This window comes from Ralstonia sp. OTU4908 (assembly GCF_038440115.1).
Classification (GTDB): Bacteria; Pseudomonadota; Gammaproteobacteria; order Burkholderiales; family Burkholderiaceae; genus Ralstonia; species Ralstonia pickettii.
On sequence record NZ_JASATD010000006.1, the window covers coordinates 92101 to 118317 of the forward strand.

A 26217-nucleotide genomic window follows, 5' to 3' on the forward strand; every position below is an offset into this window, starting at 1 on the left:
CCGTTCCTTAGCTCTTTTGCGACAGATTCGTCGCCGAATTTGTCACATGCAGACCGCATTCCTTGCTGTCGCGCGATTCCCACCACCAGCGGCCAGCGCGCACATCCTCACCAGCGCGCACCGCACGCGTACAAGGCTCGCAGCCAATGCTGGGATAGCCCTTGTCGTGCAGCGCGTTGGTGGGCACGTTGTGCTGCTCGAGGTAAGCCCAGACTTCAGGCTCGGACCAGTCGAACAGCGGGTTGTACTTGGCGATGCCGCGGGCCTCGTCGTCTTCGGCAAACGGCAGGTCGGCACGCGTGACCGCCTGTTCGCGGCGCTGGCCCGTGAGCCACGCGTCCGCGTCTTTCAACGCGCGATTCAGCGGCACCACCTTGCGGATGTTGCAGCACGCCTTGCGCAGTTCGATGCTGTCGTAAAACGCGTTGAGGCCGTGGTCGCGCACATAGGCTTCCACCGCGCGAGCGTCCGGCGCGTACTGCTCGATGGCGTAACCGTAATGCGTGCGAACACGATCGAGCATCTCCAGCGTTTCGGCGTGCAGACGGCCCGTCTGCAACGTGAAGATCGGCAGGTGCGCGCGCACGGCCTCCGGGCTGCGCAGAATCGCATCGGTCACGACCATGTCTTCTGCAGCGAGGCTGGTGGCGAACTTCGCCACGCCGTGCTTGGCAGCGATCTCAGCCAGGCGCTCGAACAGCGCGGCTTCCTTCGCCGCCAGGGCTTCGGCCGTGCCGGTGTAGGCCGGACGCGTCCAGAGCACCGGGCGACCGATTGCGGACACCGGCACTTCGGACAGGGCAGCCTCTTGGAACTCGCTCATACTGCGCTCGCCTCGGTAGCACGCTCACGCCGGAACAACGGACGCGGCTCGTCGACGGCGCCTTGGTAGCGCACGCTGATCTCGCCGAAGCCGTTCAGTGCATCGTCGATGTTCTTGTCTGCACGCACGGCGTACGCGTCGAAACCGCAACGGCGCATGAAGTCGAGCTGGTCGCGCAGCACATCGCCGATAGCGCGCAGTTCACGGATGAAGCCCAGGCGCTGGCGCAACAGGAACGCCGTGCTGTAGCCACGGCCATCACGGAAGACCGGGAAATCCACCGCCACCAGCGAAAAGCTGGGCAGGTCTGCCTCCAGCGCGAATGGCTCGTCGTCCGGAGCGAGCCAGACGGCCAGCGTACCGGCGCGAGCGCGGCCGAGCAGTGCGTCACGGTGGGCTTGCCAATAGGCCAGCGGCACGATGGCGTGCGCGGCGGCATCCACTTCGGCTTGCGTCAGTTCGCCGCCTTCCGGGGCGCGCAGCACGGTCCATTCGTCAGCCACAATTTGCGGGGCACCGTTTTGCAGCTTGATGATCTTGCTCATGTTCGTTTCCCTCGGCTTTCAGGCTTCTGCACGGGCGTAGACGCGTTCCTTGAACGGGGCCATGCCGATGCGGTGATAGGTGTCGATGAAGCGTTCGTCTTCCGTGCGATTGGCGACGAAGGTATCGATGATGCGCTCGATCACGTCGGGCATTTCTTCGGCCTTGAACGACGGCCCGATGATCTTGCCGATCGCCGAATCGTTACCCTGTGCGCCGCCCAGCGACACCTGGTACCACTCTTCTTCGTGCTTATCGACACCCAGGATGCCGATGTTGCCGACGTGGTGGTGACCGCACGAGTTGATGCAACCCGAGATGTTGAGCGACAGCTCGCCCAGGTCGTGCACGTAATCGAGATCGTCGAAGCGCGCCTGGATCGCCTGCGCGATGGGAATCGACTTGGCGTTGGCCAGCGAGCAGAAGTCACCGCCCGGGCAGGCAATGATGTCGGTCAGCAGGCCGATGTTGGCGGTGGCCATGCCGTGCTCCTTTGCCAGCTGCCACAGCTCCAGCAGGTCGTGCTTCTTCACGTCCGGCAGGATCAGGTTCTGCTCGTGCGCGACACGCACCTCGCCAAAGCCGAAGCGCTCCGACCAATCCGCCACCAGCGCCATCTGCTCGGCCGTGGCATCGCCCGGCGGCAGCGCCGCGCCCGGCTTGAGCGACAGCGTGACCGCGGCATAGCCCGGCACACGGTGCGGATGCACGTTGCGGCTGACCCAGCGTGCGAACGCCTTGTTCTCCAGCAGCGCCTTTTCATAGCCGGCATCGGTATCGGCCAGCTTTTCATACGCAGGCGGCGCGAAGAACTGCGCCACGCGGTCGAACTCGGCCTGCGTGATGGTCGACGGGCCGTCCTTGATGTGCTGCCACTCTTCTTCCACCTGGCGCGCAAATTCCTCAGCGCCGATGGCCTTCACGAGAATCTTGATACGCGCCTTGTACTTGTTGTCGCGACGGCCGTAGCGGTTGTACACGCGCACGGCGGCCTCGATGTACGACAGCATGTGCTGCCACGGCAGGTCTTCCTTGATGATCGCGCCCAGGATCGGCGTGCGGCCCATGCCGCCGCCGGCCAGGATGCGCAGCAGCGTCTGCCCGTCCTTCTCATAGGCGTAGACGCCGATGTCATGCAGTTGCGTCACGGCGCGGTCGTCTCGCGAGGCCGACACAGCAATCTTGAACTTGCGCGGCAGGAACGCGAACTCCGGGATGAACGTCGACCATTGGCGCAGGATTTCCGCCAGCGGGCGCGCATCGATCACCTCGTCCGGCGCCACACCGGCAAACTGGTCGGTCGTGATGTTGCGGATGCAGTTGCCCGAGGTCTGGATGGCGTGCATTTCGACCGAGGCGAGCTTGGCCAGGATGTCCGGCACCTGCTCCAGCTCGATCCAGTTGTACTGGATGTTCTGGCGCGTGCTGAAGTGGCCGTAGCCGCGGTCGTGCTCGGCGGCGATGTGGCTGAGCATGCGCAGTTGCTTGGCGCGCAGGTGGCCATACGGAATCGCCACACGCAGCATGTAGGCGTGGCGCTGGTAGTACAGGCCATTCTGGAGGCGCAGCGGCAGGAACTCTTCTTCGGTCAGTTCGCCAGCGATACGGCGGCGCACCTGGTCGCGAAACTGCGCGACGCGGTCGGCGACGAGGCGGTGATCGTAAGCGTCGTATTGGTACATGACTGTTCAGTCCAATCCGGCTGGGCCGGCGTGCGATTCAATTGGGGGAATGCGTTTCGTTATGGCGCTGCTGCCGATTCAACGACAGCAGCCACAGTCAAGCAGGGTCGGCATGAAGTCATGCATCACGACACCAGCTTGATGGCCGTGATCGTCAGCGTGGCGGCAAGCGCGCCGCGCACCAGACGTTCCGGCAGATTCTTGGACAGGCGCGCGCCCAGCCAGATACCCGGGATGGAGCCCACCAGCAGCGACACCAGCAGGTTCCAGTCGATGGTGCCCAGGTACATGTGGCCCAGGCCCGCCACGGCGGTCAGCGGCACGGCATAGGCGATGTCGGTGCCGGCCACTTCGGCGCTCTTCAATTCGGGATACAGAATCAGGATGAGCGTCGCACCCACGGCACCGGCACCGATGGACGACACCGTCACCAGCACGCCCAGCACCGCGCCAACGAGAACGGTGGCTGCGGCCAGCGCCGTGCCTTGCAGGCGATAGCGCGGGTTGCGGGCCAACCACCCCAGCACGCGCTGACGGAACAACAGCGAAATCACGGTCAGGATGACCGACACGCCAATCGTCAGGCGAATCACGTGCATCCATTCGGCGTCGAGGTTGCCGGCGCTCTTCAGCACGATCACGGTCACCAGCGCCGCCGGCAGGCTGCCCAGGCAGAGGCGCTTGACGATGTCCCAGCGGATATGACCGTGGCTGCGATGCGCGATCGTGCCCGCGCCTTTGGTCAGCGAGGCGAATGCCAGGTCCGTGCCCACTGCGGTCGCCGGCGAAAAGCCGAACATCAGCGTCAGCAGCGGCGTCATCAGCGAGCCGCCGCCAACGCCCGTCAGGCCGACCAACAGGCCGACCAGCAGACCGGAAATCGTATAGGCAAGCGTCATGGCGCAGGGACAGTGAGGGCGTGTTATCACGAAGTTCGAGCATCGTAATGAACTGGCCTCATATCCCAAACCAATAAAAAATTGTTTGTTTATATGGTGTCGGTTATAAGTAGCGTTCAGTTCGCACCTGTTCTTCTTATTGACCGCGCAGCCATGAACCTCCACCAATTCCGCTTCGTGCGCGAAGCCGTGCGGCAGAAATTCAACCTGACAGAGGCCGCAAAAGCGCTCTATACATCACAACCAGGTGTCTCCAAGGCCATCATCGAGCTGGAAGAGGAACTGGGCGTCGATATCTTCACCCGTCACGGCAAGCGCATCCGGGGTCTCACAGAGCCGGGGCGGCGCATCCTCGCCTCCGTTGAGCGCGTGCTCGAAGAAGTTGAAACCCTCAAGCGCGTCGGCAAGGACTACGCCGCACAGGACCAGGGCAACTTCACCATCGCGACCACACACACGCAGGCGCGCTACGCGCTGCCCAAGGCCATCGCCGAATTCACGCGCAAATATCCCAAGGTGCGCCTTTCCATTCAGCAGGGCACGCCCGCGCAGATTGCCGAGATGGTGCTGCACGACCAGGCCGACATTGCCATCGCCACCGAAGGCATGTCGCATGTGAAGGATCTGATCTCGATCCCCGGCTACCAGTGGCAGCATGTGGTGGTGACGCCGCCTGACCACCCGCTTCTGTCGCGCCAGCACCTGACGCTGGACGACCTGAAGGGTTATCCGATCATCACGTACGACCACCACTTTGCCGGCCGGCCCAAAATCGACCACGCGTTCGAACTACGCCAGATCAAGCCCGATATCGTGCTCGAAGCCATCGACGCGGATGTCATCAAGACCTACGTGGAAGTGGGCCTGGGTGTCGGCATCGTGGCCGGCGTGGCATTTGACGCCGAGCGTGACCGCAACCTGCGCGCCATTCCGGCAGGCCACCTGTTCGGCACCAACGTCACGCACCTGGGCGTCAAACAAGGCGCGTACCTGCGCGGCTTCGTCTACACCTTCATCGAACTGTTTGCGCCAACGCTGACGCGCAAGCTGGTCGAACAACTCATGTCGGGCGATCACGAAGCATACGAGCTGTGATTCGCCCGCATTCGCAATGCCTGAACTTCCCGGAGACTTCATGACGACCCGACGTCGCCTGCTGTGCGGCATGGCCCTCTTTGCCAGCGCTGCCGCACTTGCCCTGCCCGCCCGCGCCGACATTCGCGTGGGCGTGGTCCTGTCGACCACCGGCCCCGCCGCCGCCATCGGCATTCCCAGCAAGAACACCGTGCAGATGTGGCCGGCGACCATCGGCGGTCAGCGCGCGCAGGTCATCGTGCTGGACGATGCCTCCGACCCGTCGATGGCGGTGCGCAACGTGCGCAAGCTGATCGCCGAAGACAAGGTGGACGCGATTGTTGGCCCGACGATCGTGCCGACGGCGCTGGCGTCGCTCGATGCCGTGGCCGAGGGGCAAACGCCAATGATCACGCTGGCAGCATCTGCCTCCATCGTCGAGCCGCAGGACGCCAAGCGCCGCTGGGCCTTCAAGATGCCGCAGAACGATTCGCAGATGGCCACGCTCGTCACCCAGCACATGGCCGACAACGGCGTGCACACCGTCGGCTTCATCGGCTTTACCGATGCGTATGGCGAGAGCTGGTCGCGTGAATTCTCGAAGCTGGCCGACGTGCGCAAGTTGCGCGTGGTGGCCAACGAGCGCTTTGCGCGCACGGATACCAGCGTGACGGGGCAGATTCTCAAGCTGATGGCCGCCAAGCCCGACGCCATCCTGATTGCCGGGGCCGGCACCCCCGCCGCCCTGCCCCAACGCACGCTGGTGGAGCGCGGCTACAAGGGCCGTATTTACCAGACACACGGCATCGCCAGCACCGAATTCCTGAAGGTGGGTAGCAAGGACGTGGAAGGCACCCTCTTCCCGACCGGCCCCGTGGTCGTGGCGCGCGAGCTGCCGGCCAGCCATCCGGTGCGCAAGGTTGCAGTGGAATTTGCTGATCGCTATGAGGCCAAGTACGGCCCCAACACCGTCACGCAGTTCGCGGGAGACGCATGGGGCGCGTGGCAGTTGCTCGACAATGCCACGGCCCGTGCGCTCAAGACCGGCGCCACGCCTGGTACACCTGCCTTCCGCGCCGCCCTGCGCGACGCGCTGGAAACCACGCGCGATCTGACCGTGCCCAACGGCGTGCTGAACCTGAATGCCCAGGATCACCAGGGCTTCGACCAACGTTCGCGCGTGATGGGCATCATCAAGAACGGCCGTTTCGCATACGCCGGCCCGCGCTAACTCAATACGGAATACGGAATACGCAGAGACTCGCCATGACACGCATTGCCTTCATCGGCCTCGGCAACATGGGCACGCCGATGGTCCAACACCTGATTGCCGCCGGGCACACCGTGCGCGCCTATGTGCGCCGTCCGGAAGCCGCCGACAACGCCCGCACCCTCGGCGCCGAGCCCTGCAACACCCCCGCTGAAGCGGCGCGCGACGCGGAGGTCATCTTCACCAACGTCACGTCCACGGCCGATGTGGAAAGCGTGCTGCTGGGGCCGGATGGTGTCATCCATGGCGCGCCGCGTGGTGCCGTGTGCATCGATCACAGCACGATCTCCGCCGTGGCCACGCGCCGGATCGCGGCCGATTTGGAAGCGGCGGGACTGGAGTTCCTGGATGCGCCGGTCTCAGGCGGCACCGCAGGCGCGCAGAAGGCCACGCTGTCGATCATGGTTGGCGGCAAGGCCGAAGTGCTGGAGCGCGTGCGGCCGCTGCTCCAACTGCTGGGCACCACGATCACGCACGTCGGCGATCACGGCGCGGGCCAAGTCGCCAAGGCGTGCAACCAGATCGTGCAGGTCATCAATATCCAGGGCATTGCCGAAGCCATGCTGTTTGCGCGCGCCCAGGGGACCGACCCGTCGCGTGTGCTGGCTGCCATCGGCCCGGGCTTTGCGGGCAGCCGCATGCTCGACCTGGAAGGGCCCAAGATGGCCGAGCGCAACTTTGCCGCCGGCATCGAAGCGCGCCTGCACGACAAGGATTTCGGTCTGGTGCGCGAGATCGCCCAGGAACTCGGCCTGCAGATGCCGGCGATGGAGCTGGTGGCTTCGCAGCTCAATAAGCTGGTCGCCAACGGCTGGGGGTATGACGATACGGCGTCGCTGCTGCGCGTGCTCGAGCAGCAGAACAAGCAGCAGACCGATTGAGCGCCTTTCGGCCCGCCTTGTTCGGATGGCCGGACTTCTGGCATAATTGCCGGCTCATCAGCACCTGCCCGAGTGGTGAAATTGGTAGACGCAGGGGACTCAAAATCCCCCGCCGCAAGGCGTGCCGGTTCGATTCCGGCCTCGGGCACCAACGATTTCTGGCTTTTCAGCCTTCATGGGATGTGGGTTTTTCTGCCAATCTTGCCCACCGCCTCGGCAAGTTTGTCGCTCAACAAGTGGCTGTAACGCCGCGTAGAAACCACCGTCTTATGGCCTAACACCTGGCCCACGGTGTACAGGTCGATCCCGCTATTCACCATCTCCGACGCCGCAGCATGCCGCAGGTCGTGAAACCGCACATGCTCTAGCTCGGCCTTCCTGCGCGCCTTCGCAAACTCATGGCCTAGCTTGTTCTCGGTGATCGTGAATCGGACCCGGCGAGCCAGCACAGCAATCTTTGGATGGATCGGCACAAGCCGACGCTCTCCGTTCTTCGTCTCTTCCAGCAAGTAGCCATTCTTCCTAGGCTTGGCCCGCAGCACTTCGCCGCGTCGCATGCCCGAGTAGAACGCGATCCTGATCGCCGCCCTAGCCTGCATGTCTGTACAGGCCCAAGCGATCTGTAGCATCTCTCTCCGCTTCGGGTATCCACTTCAACAAATGGGATATGGCAGCGGCTGGAATTCTAGGATCGAAATATGGGCAGCAAGTTGAAGCACGAGCAAAGCGCTATGCAGATGTGCTGCTAGCTCAAAAAGGAGCGTGAAATGGATTGGTCAAAAGTAAAGAGCGCCATTGGGACGATTGCCCCGTGGCTGGCTGGCACACTTGGAACGCCGGTGGCTGGGGTTGCAGTGAAGGCGATTTGCGATCTGTTCGGTTTGAACAGCAGCACCGCAACGCCCGAGAACGTGACGGCGGCCTTGGCTGGTGCGACGCCTGATCAACTGATTGCACTCAAGCAGGCCGACCTCAAGCACCAAGAGTTCATGACGCAGATCGGCTATGACCACCTGGACAAGTTGGTCGACGCCGAGGTTAAGGACCGGGACAGCGCGCGCAACCGAGAAATTCAGGTCAAGGACCGCACGCCCGCGCATCTGGCGTACATGATCCTTGGCGGCTTCTTCGGCATCGCGGCGACCCAGCTGGTGGCTCTGATGGGCTGGCCAGAAGAGGCGGCCAAGATCCCGCCGCAGGGCTGGGTGATCATCGGGAACATCAGCGGCTACCTAGCGGCAGAAGCCAAGGCAGCTGCAGCGTATTACTTCGGCACCACGCAAGACAGCGGGCGCAAAACCGAATTGCTGGCTCAGCAGACGGGAGCCCAGCAATGAGCGCGCTGGGACGTTACATCATGAATTGGCTACGTTGGCTCGATGAAGGTCTAAACGTGCTGACGGGCGGAGACGCGAACGAGACAATGAGCAGCCGCGCTGGAAAAGGCGTTAAGGAAGGAAAGCGGTGGGCGTGCGTGCTTTGCCGCTTCCTTGACCTGTTCCAGAAAGATCACTGTTTGCGCTCGGTAAATCCCGACGACGGGGCTAACGCCACTATTCCAGATTGACCTCCCAAAAGTTGATTGGCGAAATGCTCCGCCACCAATTTTGAGCCATCAATCGATAGGTGGAATCCATCCGCATAGGGGATCTTGTTCTCTAGCAACGCATGACACTCGCCGTTCTTGCAGAACAATTCATAGGGATCAATGAAGGTAATGCCACGGACCCCACGTAGTGCCGCCTTGATGCCGGTGTTCTCCGCGTAGGTGTATCCCAGATCCTGTTTGAACATCAAATAATTTTGGCAGTCTGATGGGATGTAGCGTGGTCGTTGCAAGCATGTTTTCATATCAACGCCCTGCCGCGACCCATCACCAGGCGGCGATCCCATCACGGCGAATGGCCTACCGTGTCCGGCAATGCCAGCCAGCGTTTCGACGTTGCGAGCCATGAAGTCGTGGTACTCCTGATTGCTCGCGAACTTGATTGGGCTCGTGCCACCCTTCCTCATCGTCATCCACTGGTAGCCACCGCCCCAGCTCTGCGCGTAAATCACGGGCACATCCAACGTGCGTAGCAACTCCAACGCGCGCGCGCCAGATTTCAAGCACGCCGCATCAGCCACTCCATTGCGTGACGTAACGTAATCAGGCGAAATTAGGCAGCCAGATTCCCAGACGCTGATGCCTTTGAGATGCCGCTCACGTAGCACCTTGTCGAGCCCACTGGTCAGGTGTCCGGCGAAGCTATCTCCGATGAGCAGCACGCTCACCTTCTCTTGCGACTTGTCGCCCAGCACCGATTCCCACGGGAAGCCAATGCCGCCGAACTTGGACTCATAGAATCCTTTGGCATCGTTCAAGGCTTCCGCATTGTCATTGGCGACTCGCCAAGGCAACCCGTTGGCTGCATATGCGAATGTAGATGCTCCAACAACGACAGCCGAAAGTGCCGCAGTTACGACAGCACCTGAGCGCGCCATCTGGCGGAAGCTAAGGCGACGCATCGGCGACTCCACAAACCGATACATCGGGTAGGCCAACAGGAACGGCACCATGGCCATGGCCATCATCTCGTGATCGGAAATCGGCCCGAACCGGTAGTAGCGATACAAAACGAAGACCGGCCAGTGGATCAGGTACACCGAATAGCTGATCGCTCCAATCCAAGTCGCCAGTGGATTGCGCAGCAGCAGACCGGCAAATCTGGCTTGCCCGGCGTAGAGACACAGTGCGGCGCCAATGCACGGGATCAGCGCCATCTTGCCGGGGAAAGGCGTGTGCTTGTCGAACATCAGCACGGCGTACAGGATCGCAGCTAACCCTACCAGCAAGAGCAGTTCCTCTGCCGCGCGGAATCGCTTGTGCACGCGCGGAATCCAGAGGACAAGAGCGCCGATGGCGAACTCAAAAACGCGCGACTGCACCAAAAAATAGGCGCTATCCGGCGCGGTATTGATCAGGTGGCGCGACCATAGAAGGGAGGCCACACCCGCAACCCCTACAGCTACAGGTACTGCCGCGCCCCGCAACCGGTGCGCAAGGTAGATCAGGATCGGCCACGCCAGATAGAACTGCTGCTCGACAGCTAGCGACCAGGTATGCAACAGTGGATTGGTCCCCGAACCCTCAGAGAAATACCCGGCCTTGTGCAGAAACAGGATATTGGAGGCCGAGAACTGCGCACTCAATGCGTACTCGCCCAGCAGCTTGAAATGCTCAGGCGACAGGAGCAGGAAACCTCCAATCAGTGTCAGCGCCAGCGTGGCGAGCAGTGCCGGGTATAGTCGGAAGAACCGTTTTTCCAAGAAGCGCCAGTAGCTGAAACGCTCTTGAGCGCATGCATCGGTCAGGATCTTCGTGATCAGGTAGCCGCTGATGACGAAAAAAACATCGACTCCGACGAAGCCTCCAGTGATCCGCTCGAACCCAGCGTGGAACAAGAGAAGGCTGACAACCGCAACGGCGCGCAGGCCGTCAATATCCGCCCGGTAATTCATATTGTGTGGTCATTGTCTAGGCGACCGGGATTCTAGCAAGTGGCAGGCGCCAAAGGTGGGGGAAATCTTGCCTTCACATGCAATGTACTGTCGTTATATACAGCATTGTATGCTCGCGTAAGTGCTTGATTTTCCTATAGCACCAATAGCGAAGCCTGTGTTTACGTACAGGCAACTAGGACTCAAAATCCCCCGCCGCAAGGCGTGCCGGTTCGATTCCGGCCTCGGGCACCAGAATTCAAGCCGCTTCTGTTCACGCAGAAGCGGCTTTTTCATTGGACGCCCGGCAACGCAACGGCAGCCGGCAACACGCCCCGCGCGGCGTGGGATAATGCCGGTTTTGCCCCGGGCGCGGCTCAAGAGGTTGATCGCACGGGCGCGCGAGGGCCTTTATCCGCGTGGCCCGCCCCACCATCGACATCCTTCAGCACCCAAAATGCCCGCATACCGTTCCAAAACCTCCACCGCCGGCCGCAACATGGCGGGGGCACGCTCGCTCTGGCGCGCCACCGGCATGAAAGACGAAGACTTCCAGAAGCCCATCATCGCGGTGGTCAATTCGTTCACCCAGTTTGTTCCCGGCCACGTGCACCTGAAAGACCTGGGGCAGCTCGTCGCGCGTGAAATCGAAGCCGCGGGCGGGGTTGCCAAGGAATTCAACACAATCGCCGTGGACGACGGCATCGCCATGGGCCACGACGGCATGCTGTATTCGCTGCCCAGCCGCGACATCATTGCCGACTCGGTTGAATACATGGTCAACGCGCACTGCGCCGATGCCATGGTCTGCATCTCCAACTGCGACAAGATCACCCCGGGCATGCTGATGGCCGCCATGCGCCTGAACATTCCGGTGATCTTCGTCTCGGGCGGCCCGATGGAGGCGGGCAAGACGCGCCTCGCCAACCCCGTCACCAAAGCCATCGAAATCAAGAAGCTGGATCTGATCGACGCGATGGTGATCGCGGCCGACAGCAAGTATTCCGACGAGGAAGTGGCGGAAGTCGAGCGCTCGGCGTGCCCGACCTGCGGTTCGTGCTCGGGCATGTTCACGGCCAACTCGATGAACTGCCTGACCGAAGCGCTAGGCCTGTCGCTGCCGGGCAACGGCACCGTGGTCGCCACGCACGCAGACCGCGAGCAGCTCTTCAAGCGCGCCGGCCGCCGCATCGTTGAACTCGCCCGCCAATACTACGAGCAGGAAGACGAGCGCGTGCTGCCGCGCTCGGTCGGCTTCAAGGCATTTGAGAACGCCATGACGCTCGACATTGCGATGGGTGGCTCGACCAACACGATCCTGCACCTGCTGGCCATCGCGCAGGAAGCGGAGATCGACTTCACGATGGCGGACATCGACCGCCTTTCGCGCGTCGTGCCGCAGCTGTGCAAGGTCGCGCCGAACACGAACAAGTACCACATCGAAGACGTGCACCGTGCCGGCGGCATCATGGCCATCCTGGGTGAGCTGGACCGCGCCGGAAAGCTGCACACCGACGCACCCACCGTGCACGCGCCCACGTTGAAGGATGCGCTGGACCAGTGGGACATCGTCCGCACATCGGATGAAGCCGTGCAGACGTTCTACCGCGCCGGCCCGGCGGGTATTCCGACGCAGGTCGCGTTCAGCCAGAACACGCGCTGGCCGAGCCTGGACCTGGACCGCGCCGAGGGCTGCATCCGCTCGAACGAGCATGCGTTCTCGAAGGAAGGCGGCCTGGCCGTGCTGAGGGGCAACATCGCGATGGACGGCTGCGTGGTGAAGACCGCCGGCGTGGATGAAAGCATCCTCGTGTTCGAAGGCACGGCGCACGTGACGGAATCGCAGGACGAAGCGGTCGCGGACATCCTGGCCGACAAGGTCAAAGCCGGCGATGTGGTGGTCGTGCGCTACGAAGGCCCGAAGGGCGGCCCCGGCATGCAAGAAATGCTGTACCCGACCAGCTACATCAAGTCCAAGGGCCTGGGCAAAGCCTGTGCGCTGCTGACGGACGGCCGCTTCTCGGGTGGTACGTCGGGGCTGTCGATCGGTCACTGTTCGCCGGAAGCGGCTGCAGGCGGCGCGATCGGCCTGGTGCGCAACGGCGACAAGATCCGCATCGACATCCCCAACCGCACGATCAACGTGCTGGTGTCGGACGAAGAACTCTCACGACGCCGCGAAGAGCAGAACGCCAAGGGTTGGAAGCCCGCGCAGCCGCGTCCGCGCAAGGTATCGGCCGCACTCAAGGCGTACGCCAAGTTGGTCATGTCGGCGGACAAGGGCGCGGTGCGCGACCTGTCGCAATTGGACGACTGATGCAACACGGGCCCAGCGCGCGATCCACGTGAAAAAAGCCGCTCTTCGGAGCGGCTTTTTCTATTGCGCTGGTGGCGCGATGCTCAATCCCACTGCGGCGAGAGCCCGTCTGGTGAAACCTCGCGGCCGTTGCGCTCAAGCCCGGCAATCTGAGCCATGTCTTCGTCCGTCAGGTGCAGCGTTTGCGCGCGCAGGTTGCTCGCAAGATGCTCTCGCTTGGTTGACGACGGGATCACCGAGTAGCCGAGCTGCATCGCCCACGCCAGCACGACCTGCGCCGGCGTCGCTTCGTGCCGCTGTGCGATCGCGCCGATCACCGGATCGCCCAGCACCTTGCCGTAGGCGAGCGTCATGTACGACGTGACGTGGATGCCCTCGCGCTGCAGAAATTCGACGAGCTTGCGATTTTGCAGATACGGGCTCAGTTCGATCTGGTTGGTGGCGATGGCGTCTTTGCCAGCCACCGCAATCGCCTGCTGCGTCAGGGCGATATTGAAGTTCGAGACGCCGATCTCGCGCGTCAAACCCCGAGCCTTGGCTTCGGCCAGCGCGGTCATGAATTCTTCGAGCGACACGCCGTTGTTGGGCGCCGGCCAATGGATGAGCGTGAGGTCGACGTAATCGGTGCGCAGCTTGGTGAGGCTGTCTTCGAGACTCGTCACTAGCTTGCTCCGGGCGTAGTTGTCGACCCAGATCTTGGTCGTCAGGAACAGGTCTTCGCGGCGCACGCCGGAGCTGGCAATGGCCTCGCCTACCTCCGCTTCATTGCCGTAGATTTGGGCGGTGTCGATGACGCGGTAGCCGAGTTCGAGGCCGTTGCGGACCGAGTCGATGACAACCCGGCCCTTCAGGCGAAACGTGCCGAGGCCAAAAGCGGGAATCTTGTTCATCGTGTGCTCCAAGGGGAAATCGAATCAGGGGTTCATGGCAAGGCGCGCCCGGCGCTGCACGACCTGCAGAACCACCAGCGCAAGGCCTGACGCGGCGATCACTGCGCCGACAATCGGCACCGCCGCATAGCCCAGTCCTGCGGAGATGGCGGCGCCGCCCGCCGCTGCGCCCAGCGCGTTGCCGAGGTTGAACGCGCCCACGTTCACGGACGATGCAAGCCCCGGTGCCTCAGCTGCGGCACGCATCACGCGCATCTGCAGCGGCGGTACGACCGCGAAGGAGGCGATGCCCCACACCAGCAACGCGGCGGCCGCACCGATGTGCGTCTTGGCGAGCACGGGGAACGCGAGCATCGTCACGATCAGCAGCAACAGAAAGCCGATCAGGCTGCCGTCGAGCGAGCGATCGGCCAGGCGGCCGCCGGCCATGTTGCCAATCGAAAAACCGATGCCGATCAGCACCAGCATCGCCGTCACGAATGCCGGCGAGGCGCCGGTCAGTTGCGCAAGCGTCGGCGCAACATACGTGTAGAGCGTGAACATCGCGCCCGCGCCGAGCACCGTGGTGGCAAGCGCGCCCAGCACGACGGGACGCGTCAGGACCGCGAGTTCGGCGCGCAGGTTGGGCATCTTGCCGGCATCGCCTCTCGGCAACGCGGTAATCAGACCCGCAATGGCGATCAGGCCGAGGCTTGCCGTGGCGGCAAACGACATGCGCCAGCCGATCAGTTGGCCGAGCCAAGTCGCAGCCGGCACGCCCCCAACGTTGGCGATCGTCAGGCCCATGAACATCGTTGCGACGGCGCTGGCCTGCTTGTCGCGCGGTACGAGGCTGGCAGCAACCACCGATCCCAGCCCGAAGAACGCGCCGTGATCGAGGCTGGTGACGAGCCGCGCGAGCAGCAGCGTCGTGTAGTCCGGCGCAACGGCTGACAGCAGGTTGCCGATGGTGAAGATGCTCATCAGCGCAATCAGCGCCTTGCGCCGTGGCCAGCGTGCGAGCAGCAGCGTCATGATCGGCGCGCCGACCATCACCCCGATCGCATACGCGCTGACCAGCATGCCAGCCTGCGGAATCGATACATGCACGCCGTCGGCAATCACGGGCAGCAAGCCCATCGGCGAAAACTCGGTGGTGCCGATGCCAAAGGCGCCGGCGGCAAGCGCGAGCAACGGCAGCGTCGCGCTGCTGCGCGCGGGCTCGACGGAAGTGTGGGTGGGGTTCATGCGGTGTACTCCAAAGCAGGGGGGTTGGAAAGCGGGCAGAACCTCTGCCGCGATTTCCGCAAACCTTTCAGCAAGCGGGCGACGATTCCTGCGGAAATGCGATGCGTCCGATGCGTGCGCCAAGGCGATGGTCGCAGCAGCGAGCGTCCGCGACCGGCACAATAAGCATGGACCGTAGTGTGCGTGCTCCACCTTTGCAGAAAAACCCGTCCGTCGACGAAACAGTCTTGATTGCCAATCAACAATCGGTGTCACTCAGAACGCATTCCGGGTTGGCACCAAAATATGTCATATCGTGATATATTCCGCCACGAACGTTTTAATTCCGCCATGTCCACCCCCGCACGCCCTTTGTCCAAGCAGGATTTCGAGAACCTCTCCGATTTCCGCTACCACCTGCGTCGCTTCCTGCGCGCCTCCGAAGATCTGATCCACGCCAAGGGCATTACGCCCCTGCAGTATCAGTTGCTGCTGCACGTGAAAGGCTATGCCGGGCGCGAATGGGCCACCGTCGGCGAACTGGCCGAGCGCCTGCAGGCCGCGCCGCACGGCACAGCGGCACTCATCACGCGCTGCGAAGAAGCGGGTCTGGTCGAAAGGCGCCAGAGCGACACCGACGCACGCCAGGTCGAAGTCCATCTCTCCAGGAAGGGCGACCACCTCGTCGCACTGCTGGCCGGGCTGCACCAGAGCGAGCTGTCGGCCTTCAGCCGCGCTTTCAAGCTTCCGCACCTCGATCAACCCACCGAACCAGCCGCCGAGCAGTAACGTCATGCAAGCCCTTGAACACCAACCGCATCGGCGCGACTTTGCGACCGACACCACGCTGTTCCGCACCACTGCGCTGGCGGTCGTCATCGCGGCGTTTGCCACGCTGGCAGCCGTGGTGCTGCTCAACCTGATCCGCTTCTTCACCAACCTGTTCTTTTTCCAGACGCTGTCGCTCGCGGACCGCTCGCCGGCTACCAACACGCTCGGCGCCTGGGTGATTGCGGTACCGCTTATCGGCGGGCTGATCGTCGGGCTGATGGCGCGTTTCGGCTCGGAGAAGATCCGCGGCCACGGCATTCCCGAGGCCATCGAGGCCATCCTGTTCGGCAAAAGCAAGATGTCGCCGAAGGTGGCGGTGCTCAAGCCGCTGTCGTCAGGCATCGTGATCGGCAGCGGTGGCCCGTTTGGCGCGGAAGGCCCGATCATCATGACGGGCGGCGCGCTCGGCTCGCTGTTCGCGCAGTTCTTCAAGCTGACGGCCGCCGAGCGCAAGACGCTGCTGGTGGCTGGCGCCACGGCCGGCATGACGGCCGTGTTCGGCACGCCCGTGGCCGCGCTGCTGCTGGCGGTGGAACTGCTGCTGTTCGAATGGCGCCCGCGCAGCATGCTGCCCGTGGCGGTGGCATGCGCGGTGGCGGGCTTCCTGCGTGTACTGGTGCTGGAGCCCGGCCCCCTCTTCCCGCTGGACACCGCACCCGCGACGCTGCCTGCGCTGGGCTCGTGCGTGGTCGCCGGATTGCTGTGCGGCGCGCTGGCGCGCTCGCTGTCGATGGCGCTGTACAAAACGGAAGACCTGTTCGGCCGCCTGCCGATCCACTGGATGTGGTGGCCGGCCCTCGGTGGCCTGGTGGTCGGCATCGGCGGCTATTTCGAGCCGCGTGCGCTGGGCGTCGGCTACGACGTCATCGGGGATTTGCTGCACAACCATCTCGCTATCCGCGTGGCGCTGGCGCTGCTGGTGGTCAAGGCCATCATCTGGGTGATCGCGCTGGGCTCGGGCACGTCGGGCGGGGTGCTTGCCCCGCTGCTGATGATGGGCGCCGGCTTGGGGGTGTTGATCGGCCCGGTGCTCCCCGGCGGCGACCCGGGCCTGTGGCCGCTCGTGTGCATGGCGGCCATGCTGGCCGGCGTCCTGGGCGCCCCGCTCACAGCCATCGTCTTCGCCTTCGGGCTCACACACGATGTGAACGCGCTGCTGCCGATTCTGCTGGCGGTGGCGGTGTCCTACGGTTTTGTCGTGCTGACCATGCCGCGCTCGATCATGACCGAGAAGATCGCGCGACGCGGCTTCCACATCTATCGCGAATACGCTGTTGACCCGCTCGAGCGCCACGCCGTGGAAGAGGTGATGACGCGTTCGGTGCAGACCATCGACGCACAGGCCACGCTGGCCGATACACTCGCCGACCGCTTTGGCGCCACGCAGGCGCACCGAGCGTTTCCCGTGGTGCGAGGTGGGCCGAATGGCACGTTGATCGGCATGCTCGACCGCGATGCGCTGCTGGCGGGCCAGAAGCGCGGTGCCGTCACCGTGGCCGAGTTGTTTGGTGCGAATGCCCCCGTGATGGCGCTGCCCGGTGAGACCTGCCGCATCGTCGCCACGCGCTTGGCAGTGCATGGGCTGGAGCGGCTGCCGGTGGTGGCCGATTCACAATCACGCGCGCTGGTGGGCATTGTCTCGCGCAGCGACCTCGTCAAACCTTCGCTGGCATTTTTTGATGAGGAACAGCGCCGCGAGCGCTTCCGCCGCGTGCCGCTGTCGGGCACGCGCACGCAGCTCGCACTTCGCCGCCGGCGCGCAAGCCGCGTCGCGCGCTAGTCTCAGCCGGCCACGTGCCGGTTGCGCCCGGTTTCCTTGGCGCGATACAGCGCCAGATCGGCGCGCTTGAGCATCTCCGAGGCAGTATCGCCCGGCCGGCAGACCGTCATGCCCATGCTGACGGTCATCGACAGCCCGGTCGGGAAGCTTTCGTCCGTCTCGGCCACCGCCGTACGCAGGCGCTCCGCCACCTCGGTGGCGGTTTCCAGCGTGGTGCGGCCCATCACCATGGCAAATTCCTCGCCGCCCAAGCGCCCGACCAAGTCACTGCTGCGCAGTACGCCCGTGGCAAGCGACGCAAAGCGCTGCAGCGCCATGTCCCCCACAGCGTGGCCCCATGTGTCATTGATGCGCTTGAAGTGATCCAGATCGGCCAGCACGAGCACAAGCGGTTCGGCACGATTGTGCGCACGCGCGAGCACCGTATCGAACAGCGCCAGGAAGCGGCGGCGCGTCAGCACACCGGTCAGATGGTCGAAATGCGCCTCGTTGGCGAGCGCGCTGTTGGTGCGCTGCAGCCGCTGGTTCAGATGGCGCGTCACGCGGTGGTGCTGCCGCTCGCGCACCAAAGACCACGCCACCAGCGCGAACGTCACCAACACACTCACGAACAGCACAAAGCCGATCATGCGGTTGCGCGCATGGTTGGCGATTTGCTGGCCCCACGCCGGCAGCGGCTCGGCCACGACGACCGTGAGGTCCGCACTGGCATTGCGCGACACGGTCAGCGATGGCATCGCACTGCCCTCGCGCCAGGCCAGCGTATCGCGCACCTCGGCCGGCACCCAGGCGGGCACATCGCGATGCGCCCTCGCGGTAGGCTGATAGGGCCAGGGCTCGAAGTCGACGCGTTGGTAGGCGTTGTACCGGTCGCTGGCGCCCATGTGCTGCAGGCGAGTATCCGGCAGGACCTTGCCGACCAGCGATGCATCGGTCGACAGAATGATCAAGCCGTTCGGATCGGTCACCAACGATGTCGGGTGCGATACCCAGTGCTGCAGCCTCGCGAGGCTCACTTTGGTGCCCATTGTTGCGACCAGGTAACCTCCGGCGTCATATACCGGCGCGGCGAAGAACAGGCCCGGCACGCCCGTCACCGGGCCGATCGTGAACTGCTCGCCCAGGCCACCGAGCATCGCCTCCTTCATGTACGGCTGCATGCTCAACTGCACGCCGACGAACGAATCGGCATGACCGGCGTTATTGGCCAGCACCACGTAATTGTGTTGGTTCACGACCCACACGTAGTCCAGCCCGAGATTGCCTGCGGTGGCGTTGAGGAAAGCATCGATGTCGACCACTTCCGGGTGCGACATCGCCTCTTCGGCACATGAGCCCTGGTCCATCAAGTTCCAGCGCCGGGTGTCGACGCGCGCCACCGCGCGCGGGATGGCGTCGATCTGCGCGAGCGTCTGCGGCAGCGCGCGCAGCAGGGCCACGTCGGCGGTGATCTGGCTCGACATTCCCTCCGCTACCTGCGCAGCCAACTGGCGCCGCGCATCGACCATCTGCTGCATGTCGCGCGCACCCATCGAATCCGCCACGAAACAGGCGGCAAACCACGACGCTCCTACGCCCACCACCGCCACCGACAGCCAAAGCGCCAGCGGCGCAACGCGCAGCCAGGCGCCGTGCGACGACGTTGCAGGGGCGGGCTCAGGCGCCTTCACGTCAGACCTCGCTGCTCAGGAAATCCGCCACCGTCGGGTAGCGCAGCGCCACGCGCAACTCGCGCGCCAGCCGCGTGTTGCGCAGCCGGCGCGACTCGCTCATGAAGGACAGCAGCGCAGGCTCGATCTGCTGGAGGGCCTCCGCGCGGGAAATGCGCGGCGGGCGCTGCAAGCCGCGCGCGTCGGCCACGGCGTCAAAGTAATCGCCCATGCGCAGCTCCGATGCGTCTGTGGCATGCACGATGCGCTGCGGTCTCCCCCGGAACAGCGCGGCAATGACCGCGCGGGCCAGGTCATCGGCGTGGATGTGGTTGGTGTAGACATCGTCCTGCGCGCGCAACGCGGGCGTTCCGCGTTCGAGCCGGGCAACGGGCAGCCGGTCCGCTGCATAGATGCCGGGAATACGCAAAATCGACGTGCGCCAAGCGCCGCCCGCACCGAACCAGCGCACGCGGCGTTCGGCGGCGACGCGGCGTTGTGCACGCGCGGTGCGCGGTTTCACGGGGCGGGATTCGTCGACCCAGGCACCGCCCGCATCGCCGTAGACGCCGCTGGTGCTGGCATATACGAACGCGCGCGCTTGGAGGCGGGTTTTCAAGCGGCCAGTGAGGCCACCCGTCCTGCGCGCCCGCTCGGGTAAAATGCGATGCTTTGTGGCGGTGGAATCCGGAGACGGTTGCGCCAGCGTATGCAGCAGCGCGGCCGTACGTGGATCGTCGTTGCCGACAGCAGGCGGCGGTGCCAGATGCAGCACGCGAGGGCTTAACCCTCGCAGGCGGCGCAGCGATGCGGCATCGTCCAGATTGGCGACAATCGGCACGGCACCCGCCTCGCGCAACGCAGCGCGGCCTTCGAGACGCGAGGTGACGGCAAAGACGCGAAAACGCGTGCGGAGCAATGTCAGGCAGCGTTGCCCGACATCGCCGCAGCCGACGATCAGCACGCGTGGAAGTCCCAGGCGTGGCGCAGGTTTGGATGGCCGGGCGACTGACTGATTCATCATCGGCCGTGCTGCCGGATTGACCACCATTGCATGCCCAGACGGGCGACCAGACACTCTTTTCAACATATTCGGATTGTAGTATGGCTTATCAGATCAACGTGCTGCCCAGCGGCCGCCAGTTCCAGGCCGAAGACGGCGAGACCATCCTTGCAGCGGCGCTGCGCCAGGGCATCGGCCTGCCATACGGCTGCAAGAACGGCGCGTGCGGCTCGTGCAAGGGCCATGTGCGCGAAGGCTCTGTCGTCCAGGGCAACCACTCGCCCAACGCGCTGACCGCCCAGGAGGCCACCGAAGGCCGCGCGCTGTTCTGCTGTGCCACGCCGGCCACCGACGTCACCATCGAAGTGCGCGAAGTGCACGGCGCCGGCGATGTCCCCATCAAGAAGATCCCGTGCCGCGTCGCGTCGCTGGAAAAGGCCGCGCCGGACGTCACTATCGTCAAGCTGCAACTGCCTGCCACCGAGCGTATGCAATTTCTGGCCGGGCAGTACGTGGAATTCCTCCTGCGCGACGGCAAGCGCCGCAGCTACTCGATCGCCAACCCGCCCCACGGCGACGGCCCGATCGAGCTGCACATCCGCCACATGCCGGGCGGCGCCTTTACCGACTACGTCTTCGGCGCCAAGGAAGGCGCCCCGGCCATGAAAGAGCGCGACATCCTGCGCTTCGAAGGCCCGCTGGGCAGCTTCTTCCTACGTGAAGAATCCGACAAGCCGATCATCCTGCTGGCCTCGGGCACTGGCTTCGCGCCCATCAAGGCGATCATCGAGCATGCCCAGTTCATCGGCAGCACGCGCCCCATGACGCTGTACTGGGGCGGGCGCCGCCCGCAAGACCTGTACATGCACGCCAAGGCCGAAGAATGGGCGCGCACGCTGCCGAACTTCACCTACGTGCCGGTCGTCTCCAACGCCCTACCCGAAGACGCCTGGACGGGCCGCACCGGCTTCGTCCACCAAGCCGTGATGGCCGACCACCCCGATCTGTCGGGCCACGAGGTCTACGCCTGCGGCGCGCCGGTGGTGATCAACTCGGCGCGTACGGACTTCGCCGCCCAATGCGGAATGCATCCGGACGCGTTCTTCGCCGATTCCTTCACCTCAGAGGCCGACCTACACCCGGCCGGCTGACGTTGCACAAATCCAAAGAAGGCCAAAATTTCGTTTTGACTTGACTTGGCATCCGTCTTATTCTTCCGCCTTATGAACCAAGCCCTGCACCTCCGACGCCGCCGCACGTTGCTCCCTCCGGGAAGCCGCGCGGCTGTCTGCTGATTGCATATCGGGTTCACAGGATTCGACGATCACAAGGCCACGGGGCGCCCCCCGTGGCCTTTGTCTTTTTCCAACGCGCGTTTTTTCGGTTTTTCATCTTCCTGCCGCCTTTTTCTGGAGCTTTGCCATGGCGTTTGCTGACTACCCCGTCCAGTCCCTGATGTACATCACCAACCGGCCCGAGATCGTCTTCACCGAAGGCAAGGGCTCGTGGCTGACGGACCACAACGGCAAGCGATACCTGGACTTCGTACAAGGCTGGGCCGTCAACTGCCTCGGCCACTCCAACGACGGCATGATTGAAGCGCTGAACGCGCAGGCCAGGAAGCTGATCAACCCGAGCCCGGCGTTCTACAACGAGCCGATGGCCAAGCTGGCCGGCCTGCTGACGGCGCACAGCTGCTTCGACAAGGTGTTCTTCGCCAACAGCGGCGCCGAAGCCAACGAAGGCGCCATCAAGCTGGCCCGCAAGTGGGGCAAGAAGCATAAGAACGGCGCGTTCCAGATCATCACGTTCGACCACAGCTTCCACGGCCGCACGCTCGCCACCATGAGCGCATCGGGCAAGGCCGGCTGGGACACCATCTTCGCGCCGCAGGTGCCGGGCTTCCCGAAAGCCATCCTGAACGACATCGCGTCGGTGGAAGCGCTCATCACCGACGAGACGGTCGGCGTGATGCTTGAGCCGGTGCAAGGCGAAGGCGGCGTGCTGCCGGCTACGCCGGAATTCATGCAGCAACTGCGCGCGCTGACCAAGAAGCACAAGATCCTGTTGATCGTTGATGAAGTGCAGGCCGGTTGCGGCCGCTGCGGCACGCTCTTCGCCTATCAGCTCTCGAACATCGAGCCGGACATCATGACGTTGGGCAAGGGCATCGGCGGCGGCGTGCCGCTGTCGGCCCTGCTGTGCACCAATGAGGTTGCGAGCTTCGAAGCCGGCGACCAGGGCGGCACCTACAACGGCAACCCGCTGATGACGGCCGTCGGCTGCTCGGTGATCGAGCAACTCCTGGCCCCGGGCTTCCTGGCTGGCGTGGAAGAACGCGGCGCCTATCTACGCACGCAACTGCTCAAGCTGAGCGAAGAGTTCGGCCTGGCCGGCGAGCGCGGTAACGGCCTGCTGCGCGCGCTGCTGCTCGGCAAGGACATCGGCGGCCAACTGGTCGAAGCTGCACGCGAGATGAACCCGACGGGCTTGCTGCTGAACGCCCCGCGTCCGAACATCCTCCGATTCATGCCTGCGCTGAACGTGACGACCGAAGAGATCGACACGATGATCGGCATGCTGCGCACGCTGCTGAAGGCGCACGCCTAAGGCGTACTGCATACCCCGGGGCGGCGCGCAATGCGTCGCCCTGCATCGCCCTATACCCCTGTTCCCACTCCGAGGTTTGCCATGGCCGTGACGCGAGAAGTTCCGGCCACGGGAATCGTTTTGTCCGATGATTCCGCGTGGCTTCCGCTGGACCAGATCTACCACTTCCTTTCGCAGGGAACGTATTGGGCCCGCGGCCTGCCGCGCGCCGTGTTCGACCGATCGGTCGCAAACTCCCTGTGCTTCGCCGCCTATCGGTTGGACGACGAAGGCTCACATGGCGACCTCGTGGGCTTTGCGCGTGTCATCACCGACCGCGCGACGTTCGCGTACCTGTGCGATGTGTTCGTGCTGCCGGATTGGCGTGGAAAAGGCGTATCGCACGCGCTGATGGATTTCCTGCGTGAGCACCCGGACCTGCAGACGCTGCGCCGGACAGTGCTGGTCACCACAGGCGCCGACCGGCTCTATCGCAAGCATGGCTTTACCGATGTGCCCGAGGGCGTCGGTTTCATGCAATTGCATCGGCCCAACATCTATACGGCGGCATCTGCCTGAAACGTGGGGCACGCGCAAAGAAAAAGCCCCGCAATCGCGGGGCTTTCTCATGGTGCTTGAGGAGCTTACTCGCCCAGGTAGGCGGCACGCACCTTCGGGTCGTCCAGCATCAGCTTGGCATCGCCGCTCATGGTGATCAGACCGGAGTCCATCACGTAGCCGCGGTGCGCCGCCTGCAGAGCCAGGCGCGCGTTCTGCTCGACGAGCAGCACGGTCACGCCTTGCGCCGAGATGTCCCGCACAACCTCGAAGATCTTCTCCACCATGATCGGCGAGAGACCCATCGACGGCTCATCCAGCAGCAGCAGCTTCGGTTGGCTCATCAGCGCACGCGCCATGGCCAGCATCTGCTGCTCGCCGCCCGACATCGTGCCGGCCAGCTGGTTTGCACGTTCCTTCAGGCGCGGGAAGATGCCGAACATGCGGTCGATGTCGGCCTTGATGTTGGCCTCGTCGTTGCGCGTGAAGGCACCCATCTGCAGGTTCTCGACGATGGTCATGCGCGCGAACACGCCGCGGCCTTCCGGCACCATCGCCAGACCCTGCTTGAGCAGGTTGTAGCTCGGCACGCCCTTGATGGACTTGCCCAGATACTGCACGTCACCGCCGGCCCAGCCCTGCAGGCCGGTGATGGCCTTCATGGTGGTCGTCTTGCCGGCGCCGTTGGCACCGATCAGCGTGACCAGCTCACCTTCGCGAATCTCCAGATCCACGCCCTTCACCGCCTGGATGCCGCCGTAAGCGACCTTCAGGCTGTCGATCTTCAACATTACTGGTTTCATATTCCGTTCCTCTGCGTCAGTGCGCTGACGCGCCGAGGTAGGCCTCGATCACGGCCGGGTTGCTCTGCACTTCATGTGGCAAGCCTTGTGCGATCACCTTGCCGTAATCCAGTACGGTCAGGCGGTTGCACAAGCCCATCACCAGCTTCACATCGTGCTCGATCAGCAGGATGGTCTTGCCGTCGGAACGGATCTTGTCGAGCAGGCCACGGAGTTCCACCTTTTCCGTGGCGTTCATGCCGGCGGCCGGCTCGTCCAGAGCCAGCAGCTTGGGCTGCGTGGCCAGGGCACGGGCGATTTCCAGACGACGCTGGTGGCCGTACGACAGGTTGCGCGCCGTGTAGTTGGCGTACTTGCCGATGCCGACGTAATCCAGCAGGTCGTGCGCCCAGTCTTCGATCGACTGCTCTTCCTCGCGTGCCGCCTTGGTGCGGAACACCGCGCCGATCAGGCCCGCCTTGGTACGCACGTGGCGGCCGACCATGACGTTTTCCGCCGCGGTCATGTCGCCGAACAGGCGGATGTTCTGGAACGTGCGAGCAATGCCGGCCTTGGCCACTTCATGCACAGCGGTCGGCTGGTAGGGCGTGCCGCCCAGCACAAACTCGCCTGCGTCAGGCGTGTACAGGCCCGTGATGACGTTGAAGAACGTAGTCTTGCCGGCGCCGTTCGGGCCAATCAGACCGTAGATTTCGCCTTCGCGAATTTCCAGGCTCACATCGGACAGCGCCTGCAGGCCGCCGAAACGCTTCTGGACTCCTCGGATCGAGAGGAGGACGTTGTTGTTGCTCATGTGCGTGCCTCCTTCAGATACGGGACAGTCCACCAGCCCGCTGCTTTTGCGGACGGTCTTCCTTGCGCGGCGAGGGCCACAGGCCCGCAGGGCGATACAGCATCACCACCACCATCGCCAAGCCGAACAGCAGCTGACGAAGCACTTCCGCTTCCACGATCACATGGCCGAACAGCTTGTTCTGCACCGGCTCGGCCAGCGCACGCAGCAACTCCTGGAAACCGACCAGCAGAATGCCGCCCAGGATCACGCCCGGGATATGGCCCATACCGCCCAGCACCACGATCGCCAGGATGTAGATCGACTCCCACAGCACGAACGATTCCGGCGACACGAAGCCCTGGAACGAGGCGAACATCGCACCCGACACACCACCGAACGACGCACCCATCGCAAAGGCCAGCAGCTTGATGTTGCGGGTGTTGATGCCCATCGCCTTGGCGGCGATTTCATCTTCACGCAGCGCCACCCATGCACGACCGATACGCGAGTTCTGCAACCGCAGGCACACGATGATGATGATCGCGGCCAGGATCACGAACAGGTAGTAGTACATGTAGACCGAGTCGAAGCGGATGCCGAAGAAATCGTGGCGCTTCGAAAAGTCGAACCCGAAGATCTTGACCGGCTCGATCAGGTTGATGCCCTTCGGACCGTTGGTGATGTTCACCGGGCGGTCGAGGTTGTTCATGAAGATCCGGATGATTTCACCAAAGCCCAGCGTCACGATGGCGAGGTAGTCACCGCGCAGCTTCAGCACCGGCGTGCCCAGCAGAATACCGAATAGCGCCGCCAGCCCGGCACCGAGCGGAATCACCCACCATACGATCAGGTGCAGCCCGTTAGGGAACAGGTTGTGGATCCACTCGAACTGATTGGACAGGTGCGGCGAACCCAGCAACGCCATCATGTAGGCACCCACCGCATAGAACGCGATGTAGCCCAGGTCGAGCAGGCCGGCAAAGCCCACCACGATGTTCAGGCCCAGGGCCAGCATGATGTACAGCAGTGCGAAGTCCAGCACGCGCACCCAGTAGTTGCCACCTGCGGCTCCCACGATGAACGGCGCGAAGATCGCAAGGATCAGGAAGCCGTACAACGCGGCGCGCGTCTTCATCGGCGCTTTGAAATTTTCTGTCATGGCGC

General features: G+C 63.7%; 23 protein-coding genes and 2 tRNA genes. 12 read left to right on the plus strand and 13 right to left on the minus strand.

Annotated elements, in window-relative coordinates; genetic code table 11:
• Positions 1–7: 7 nt before the first annotated feature.
• From AAHM38_RS07635 to AAHM38_RS07650, 4 genes are all read right to left on the minus strand, one after another.
• Positions 8–823 (minus strand): phosphoadenylyl-sulfate reductase, encoded by an 816-nt coding sequence (locus AAHM38_RS07635; protein WP_116575450.1) that lies wholly within the window; start codon positions 821–823, stop codon positions 8–10.
• The gene (locus tag AAHM38_RS07640; RefSeq protein WP_116575451.1) at positions 820–1368 is read right to left on the minus strand and encodes a DUF934 domain-containing protein; all 549 of its coding nucleotides are present in this window, start codon (positions 1366–1368) and stop codon (positions 820–822) included. Before AAHM38_RS07640 ends, AAHM38_RS07635 begins: the two co-directional genes overlap by 4 nt.
• A gap of 18 nt (positions 1369–1386) precedes the next feature.
• On the minus strand, positions 1387–3048 hold the full coding sequence (locus AAHM38_RS07645) for a nitrite/sulfite reductase (RefSeq protein ID WP_116575452.1): 1662 nt from the start codon (positions 3046–3048) through the stop codon (positions 1387–1389).
• A gap of 125 nt (positions 3049–3173) precedes the next feature.
• Positions 3174–3947, minus strand: a complete 774-nt coding sequence (locus AAHM38_RS07650) for a sulfite exporter TauE/SafE family protein (protein ID WP_012762605.1) — start codon at positions 3945–3947, stop codon at positions 3174–3176.
• A gap of 153 nt (positions 3948–4100) precedes the next feature.
• Here AAHM38_RS07650 and AAHM38_RS07655 point away from each other — a divergent pair, with 153 nt between their 5' ends.
• From AAHM38_RS07655 to AAHM38_RS07670, 4 genes are all read left to right on the plus strand, one after another.
• Positions 4101–5042 (plus strand): CysB family HTH-type transcriptional regulator, encoded by a 942-nt coding sequence (locus AAHM38_RS07655; RefSeq protein WP_012762606.1) that lies wholly within the window; start codon positions 4101–4103, stop codon positions 5040–5042.
• 40 nt (positions 5043–5082) lie between these two features.
• A complete protein-coding gene (locus AAHM38_RS07660; RefSeq protein WP_116575453.1) occupies positions 5083–6252 on the plus strand; it encodes an ABC transporter substrate-binding protein in 1170 nt (389 codons plus the stop codon).
• A gap of 35 nt (positions 6253–6287) precedes the next feature.
• Entirely contained in the window at positions 6288–7172 is an 885-nt protein-coding gene (locus AAHM38_RS07665) for an NAD(P)-dependent oxidoreductase (protein WP_116575454.1), read from the plus strand.
• 66 nt (positions 7173–7238) lie between these two features.
• A tRNA-Leu gene (locus AAHM38_RS07670) sits at positions 7239–7323 on the plus strand.
• A gap of 22 nt (positions 7324–7345) precedes the next feature.
• On the opposite strand, the gene AAHM38_RS07675 is transcribed toward AAHM38_RS07670, so the two are convergent.
• Positions 7346–7801 (minus strand): site-specific integrase, encoded by a 456-nt coding sequence (locus AAHM38_RS07675; protein WP_116575455.1) that lies wholly within the window; start codon positions 7799–7801, stop codon positions 7346–7348.
• Positions 7802–7939: 138 nt separating this feature from the next.
• Between AAHM38_RS07675 and AAHM38_RS07680 the strand changes: the two genes are divergently transcribed.
• Complete coding sequence (locus AAHM38_RS07680) at positions 7940–8509, plus strand: hypothetical protein (protein WP_116575456.1); 570 nt, start codon at positions 7940–7942, stop codon at positions 8507–8509.
• Positions 8510–8681: 172 nt separating this feature from the next.
• On the opposite strand, the gene AAHM38_RS07685 is transcribed toward AAHM38_RS07680, so the two are convergent.
• Positions 8682–10673 (minus strand): acyltransferase family protein, encoded by a 1992-nt coding sequence (locus AAHM38_RS07685; protein WP_116575458.1) that lies wholly within the window; start codon positions 10671–10673, stop codon positions 8682–8684.
• 153 nt (positions 10674–10826) lie between these two features.
• Between AAHM38_RS07685 and AAHM38_RS07690 the strand changes: the two genes are divergently transcribed.
• Positions 10827–10907, plus strand: a tRNA-Leu gene (locus tag AAHM38_RS07690).
• Between the two features lie 202 nt (positions 10908–11109).
• Positions 11110–12969 (plus strand): dihydroxy-acid dehydratase, encoded by a 1860-nt coding sequence (gene ilvD, locus AAHM38_RS07695; protein ID WP_116575459.1) that lies wholly within the window; start codon positions 11110–11112, stop codon positions 12967–12969.
• Positions 12970–13052: 83 nt separating this feature from the next.
• Here the strand turns inward: ilvD and dkgB are convergent, their stop codons facing one another.
• Both dkgB and AAHM38_RS07705 read right to left on the minus strand, forming a co-directional pair.
• Positions 13053–13859, minus strand: a complete 807-nt coding sequence (dkgB, locus tag AAHM38_RS07700; RefSeq protein ID WP_116575460.1) for a 2,5-didehydrogluconate reductase DkgB — start codon at positions 13857–13859, stop codon at positions 13053–13055.
• Positions 13860–13883: 24 nt separating this feature from the next.
• Positions 13884–15086, minus strand: coding sequence for an MFS transporter (locus AAHM38_RS07705; RefSeq protein ID WP_116575461.1), 1203 nt, complete (start codon positions 15084–15086; stop codon positions 13884–13886).
• A 330-nt stretch (positions 15087–15416) separates the two neighbouring features.
• On the opposite strand from AAHM38_RS07705, the gene AAHM38_RS07710 reads away from it, so the two are divergent.
• Positions 15417–15854 (plus strand): MarR family winged helix-turn-helix transcriptional regulator, encoded by a 438-nt coding sequence (locus AAHM38_RS07710; protein WP_012762682.1) that lies wholly within the window; start codon positions 15417–15419, stop codon positions 15852–15854.
• Positions 15855–15858: 4 nt separating this feature from the next.
• Positions 15859–17676, plus strand: coding sequence for a chloride channel protein (locus tag AAHM38_RS07715; protein ID WP_116575462.1), 1818 nt, complete (start codon positions 15859–15861; stop codon positions 17674–17676).
• Positions 17677–17678: 2 nt separating this feature from the next.
• On the opposite strand, the gene AAHM38_RS07720 is transcribed toward AAHM38_RS07715, so the two are convergent.
• Together AAHM38_RS07720 and AAHM38_RS07725 are read right to left on the minus strand one after the other, a co-directional pair.
• Complete coding sequence (locus AAHM38_RS07720; RefSeq protein WP_116575463.1) at positions 17679–19346, minus strand: GGDEF domain-containing protein; 1668 nt, start codon at positions 19344–19346, stop codon at positions 17679–17681.
• A gap of 1 nt (position 19347) precedes the next feature.
• Entirely contained in the window at positions 19348–20349 is a 1002-nt protein-coding gene (locus AAHM38_RS07725; protein WP_179817527.1) for an NAD-dependent epimerase/dehydratase family protein, read from the minus strand.
• A gap of 80 nt (positions 20350–20429) precedes the next feature.
• Between AAHM38_RS07725 and AAHM38_RS07730 the strand changes: the two genes are divergently transcribed.
• The 3 genes from AAHM38_RS07730 to AAHM38_RS07740 all read left to right on the plus strand — a co-directional run bounded on the left by AAHM38_RS07730 (position 20430) and on the right by AAHM38_RS07740 (position 23496).
• Entirely contained in the window at positions 20430–21479 is a 1050-nt protein-coding gene (locus AAHM38_RS07730; RefSeq protein WP_116575464.1) for a CDP-6-deoxy-delta-3,4-glucoseen reductase, read from the plus strand.
• 271 nt (positions 21480–21750) lie between these two features.
• A complete protein-coding gene (locus AAHM38_RS07735) occupies positions 21751–22938 on the plus strand; it encodes an acetylornithine transaminase (protein ID WP_116575465.1) in 1188 nt (395 codons plus the stop codon).
• 81 nt (positions 22939–23019) lie between these two features.
• Positions 23020–23496 (plus strand): GNAT family N-acetyltransferase, encoded by a 477-nt coding sequence (locus AAHM38_RS07740; RefSeq protein WP_116575466.1) that lies wholly within the window; start codon positions 23020–23022, stop codon positions 23494–23496.
• A gap of 65 nt (positions 23497–23561) precedes the next feature.
• On the opposite strand, the gene AAHM38_RS07745 is transcribed toward AAHM38_RS07740, so the two are convergent.
• Genes AAHM38_RS07745 through AAHM38_RS07755 form a run of 3 tightly spaced genes read right to left on the minus strand, consistent with a single transcriptional unit; the run spans position 23562 to position 26212 of the window.
• Positions 23562–24278 carry an ABC transporter ATP-binding protein gene (locus tag AAHM38_RS07745; RefSeq protein ID WP_116575467.1) on the minus strand — a complete coding sequence of 239 codons (717 nt, stop codon included), beginning with the start codon at positions 24276–24278 and terminating at the stop codon, positions 23562–23564.
• A 16-nt stretch (positions 24279–24294) separates the two neighbouring features.
• Complete coding sequence (locus tag AAHM38_RS07750) at positions 24295–25071, minus strand: ABC transporter ATP-binding protein (RefSeq protein WP_009241299.1); 777 nt, start codon at positions 25069–25071, stop codon at positions 24295–24297.
• A gap of 13 nt (positions 25072–25084) precedes the next feature.
• The gene (locus AAHM38_RS07755) at positions 25085–26212 is read right to left on the minus strand and encodes an ABC transporter permease subunit (protein WP_116575468.1); all 1128 of its coding nucleotides are present in this window, start codon (positions 26210–26212) and stop codon (positions 25085–25087) included.
• Positions 26213–26217: the final 5 nt, after the last annotated feature.

Bases quoted from the DNA above. Each gene is read 5' to 3' on its own strand.
- AAHM38_RS07655 (WP_012762606.1), top strand. From the start codon at position 4,101: ATGAACCTCCACCAATTCCGCTTCGTGCGCGAAGCCGTGCGGCAGAAA.
- AAHM38_RS07635 (WP_116575450.1), bottom strand. From the start codon at position 823: ATGAGCGAGTTCCAAGAGGCTGCCCTGTCCGAAGTGCCGGTGTCCGCA.
- ilvD (WP_116575459.1), top strand. From the start codon at position 11,110: ATGCCCGCATACCGTTCCAAAACCTCCACCGCCGGCCGCAACATGGCG.
- AAHM38_RS07640 (WP_116575451.1), bottom strand. From the start codon at position 1,368: ATGAGCAAGATCATCAAGCTGCAAAACGGTGCCCCGCAAATTGTGGCT.
- AAHM38_RS07675 (WP_116575455.1), bottom strand. From the start codon at position 7,801: ATGCTACAGATCGCTTGGGCCTGTACAGACATGCAGGCTAGGGCGGCG.
- AAHM38_RS07685 (WP_116575458.1), bottom strand. From the start codon at position 10,673: ATGAATTACCGGGCGGATATTGACGGCCTGCGCGCCGTTGCGGTTGTC.
- AAHM38_RS07735 (WP_116575465.1), top strand. From the start codon at position 21,751: ATGGCGTTTGCTGACTACCCCGTCCAGTCCCTGATGTACATCACCAAC.
- dkgB (WP_116575460.1), bottom strand. From the start codon at position 13,859: ATGAACAAGATTCCCGCTTTTGGCCTCGGCACGTTTCGCCTGAAGGGC.
- AAHM38_RS07645 (WP_116575452.1), bottom strand. From the start codon at position 3,048: ATGTACCAATACGACGCTTACGATCACCGCCTCGTCGCCGACCGCGTC.
- AAHM38_RS07750 (WP_009241299.1), bottom strand. From the start codon at position 25,071: ATGAGCAACAACAACGTCCTCCTCTCGATCCGAGGAGTCCAGAAGCGT.
- AAHM38_RS07730 (WP_116575464.1), top strand. From the start codon at position 20,430: ATGGCTTATCAGATCAACGTGCTGCCCAGCGGCCGCCAGTTCCAGGCC.
- AAHM38_RS07705 (WP_116575461.1), bottom strand. From the start codon at position 15,086: ATGAACCCCACCCACACTTCCGTCGAGCCCGCGCGCAGCAGCGCGACG.
- AAHM38_RS07725 (WP_179817527.1), bottom strand. From the start codon at position 20,349: ATGATGAATCAGTCAGTCGCCCGGCCATCCAAACCTGCGCCACGCCTG.
- AAHM38_RS07680 (WP_116575456.1), top strand. From the start codon at position 7,940: ATGGATTGGTCAAAAGTAAAGAGCGCCATTGGGACGATTGCCCCGTGG.
- AAHM38_RS07650 (WP_012762605.1), bottom strand. From the start codon at position 3,947: ATGACGCTTGCCTATACGATTTCCGGTCTGCTGGTCGGCCTGTTGGTC.
- AAHM38_RS07710 (WP_012762682.1), top strand. From the start codon at position 15,417: ATGTCCACCCCCGCACGCCCTTTGTCCAAGCAGGATTTCGAGAACCTC.
- AAHM38_RS07755 (WP_116575468.1), bottom strand. From the start codon at position 26,212: ATGACAGAAAATTTCAAAGCGCCGATGAAGACGCGCGCCGCGTTGTAC.
- AAHM38_RS07740 (WP_116575466.1), top strand. From the start codon at position 23,020: ATGGCCGTGACGCGAGAAGTTCCGGCCACGGGAATCGTTTTGTCCGAT.
- AAHM38_RS07745 (WP_116575467.1), bottom strand. From the start codon at position 24,278: ATGAAACCAGTAATGTTGAAGATCGACAGCCTGAAGGTCGCTTACGGC.
- AAHM38_RS07715 (WP_116575462.1), top strand. From the start codon at position 15,859: ATGCAAGCCCTTGAACACCAACCGCATCGGCGCGACTTTGCGACCGAC.
- AAHM38_RS07665 (WP_116575454.1), top strand. From the start codon at position 6,288: ATGACACGCATTGCCTTCATCGGCCTCGGCAACATGGGCACGCCGATG.
- AAHM38_RS07660 (WP_116575453.1), top strand. From the start codon at position 5,083: ATGACGACCCGACGTCGCCTGCTGTGCGGCATGGCCCTCTTTGCCAGC.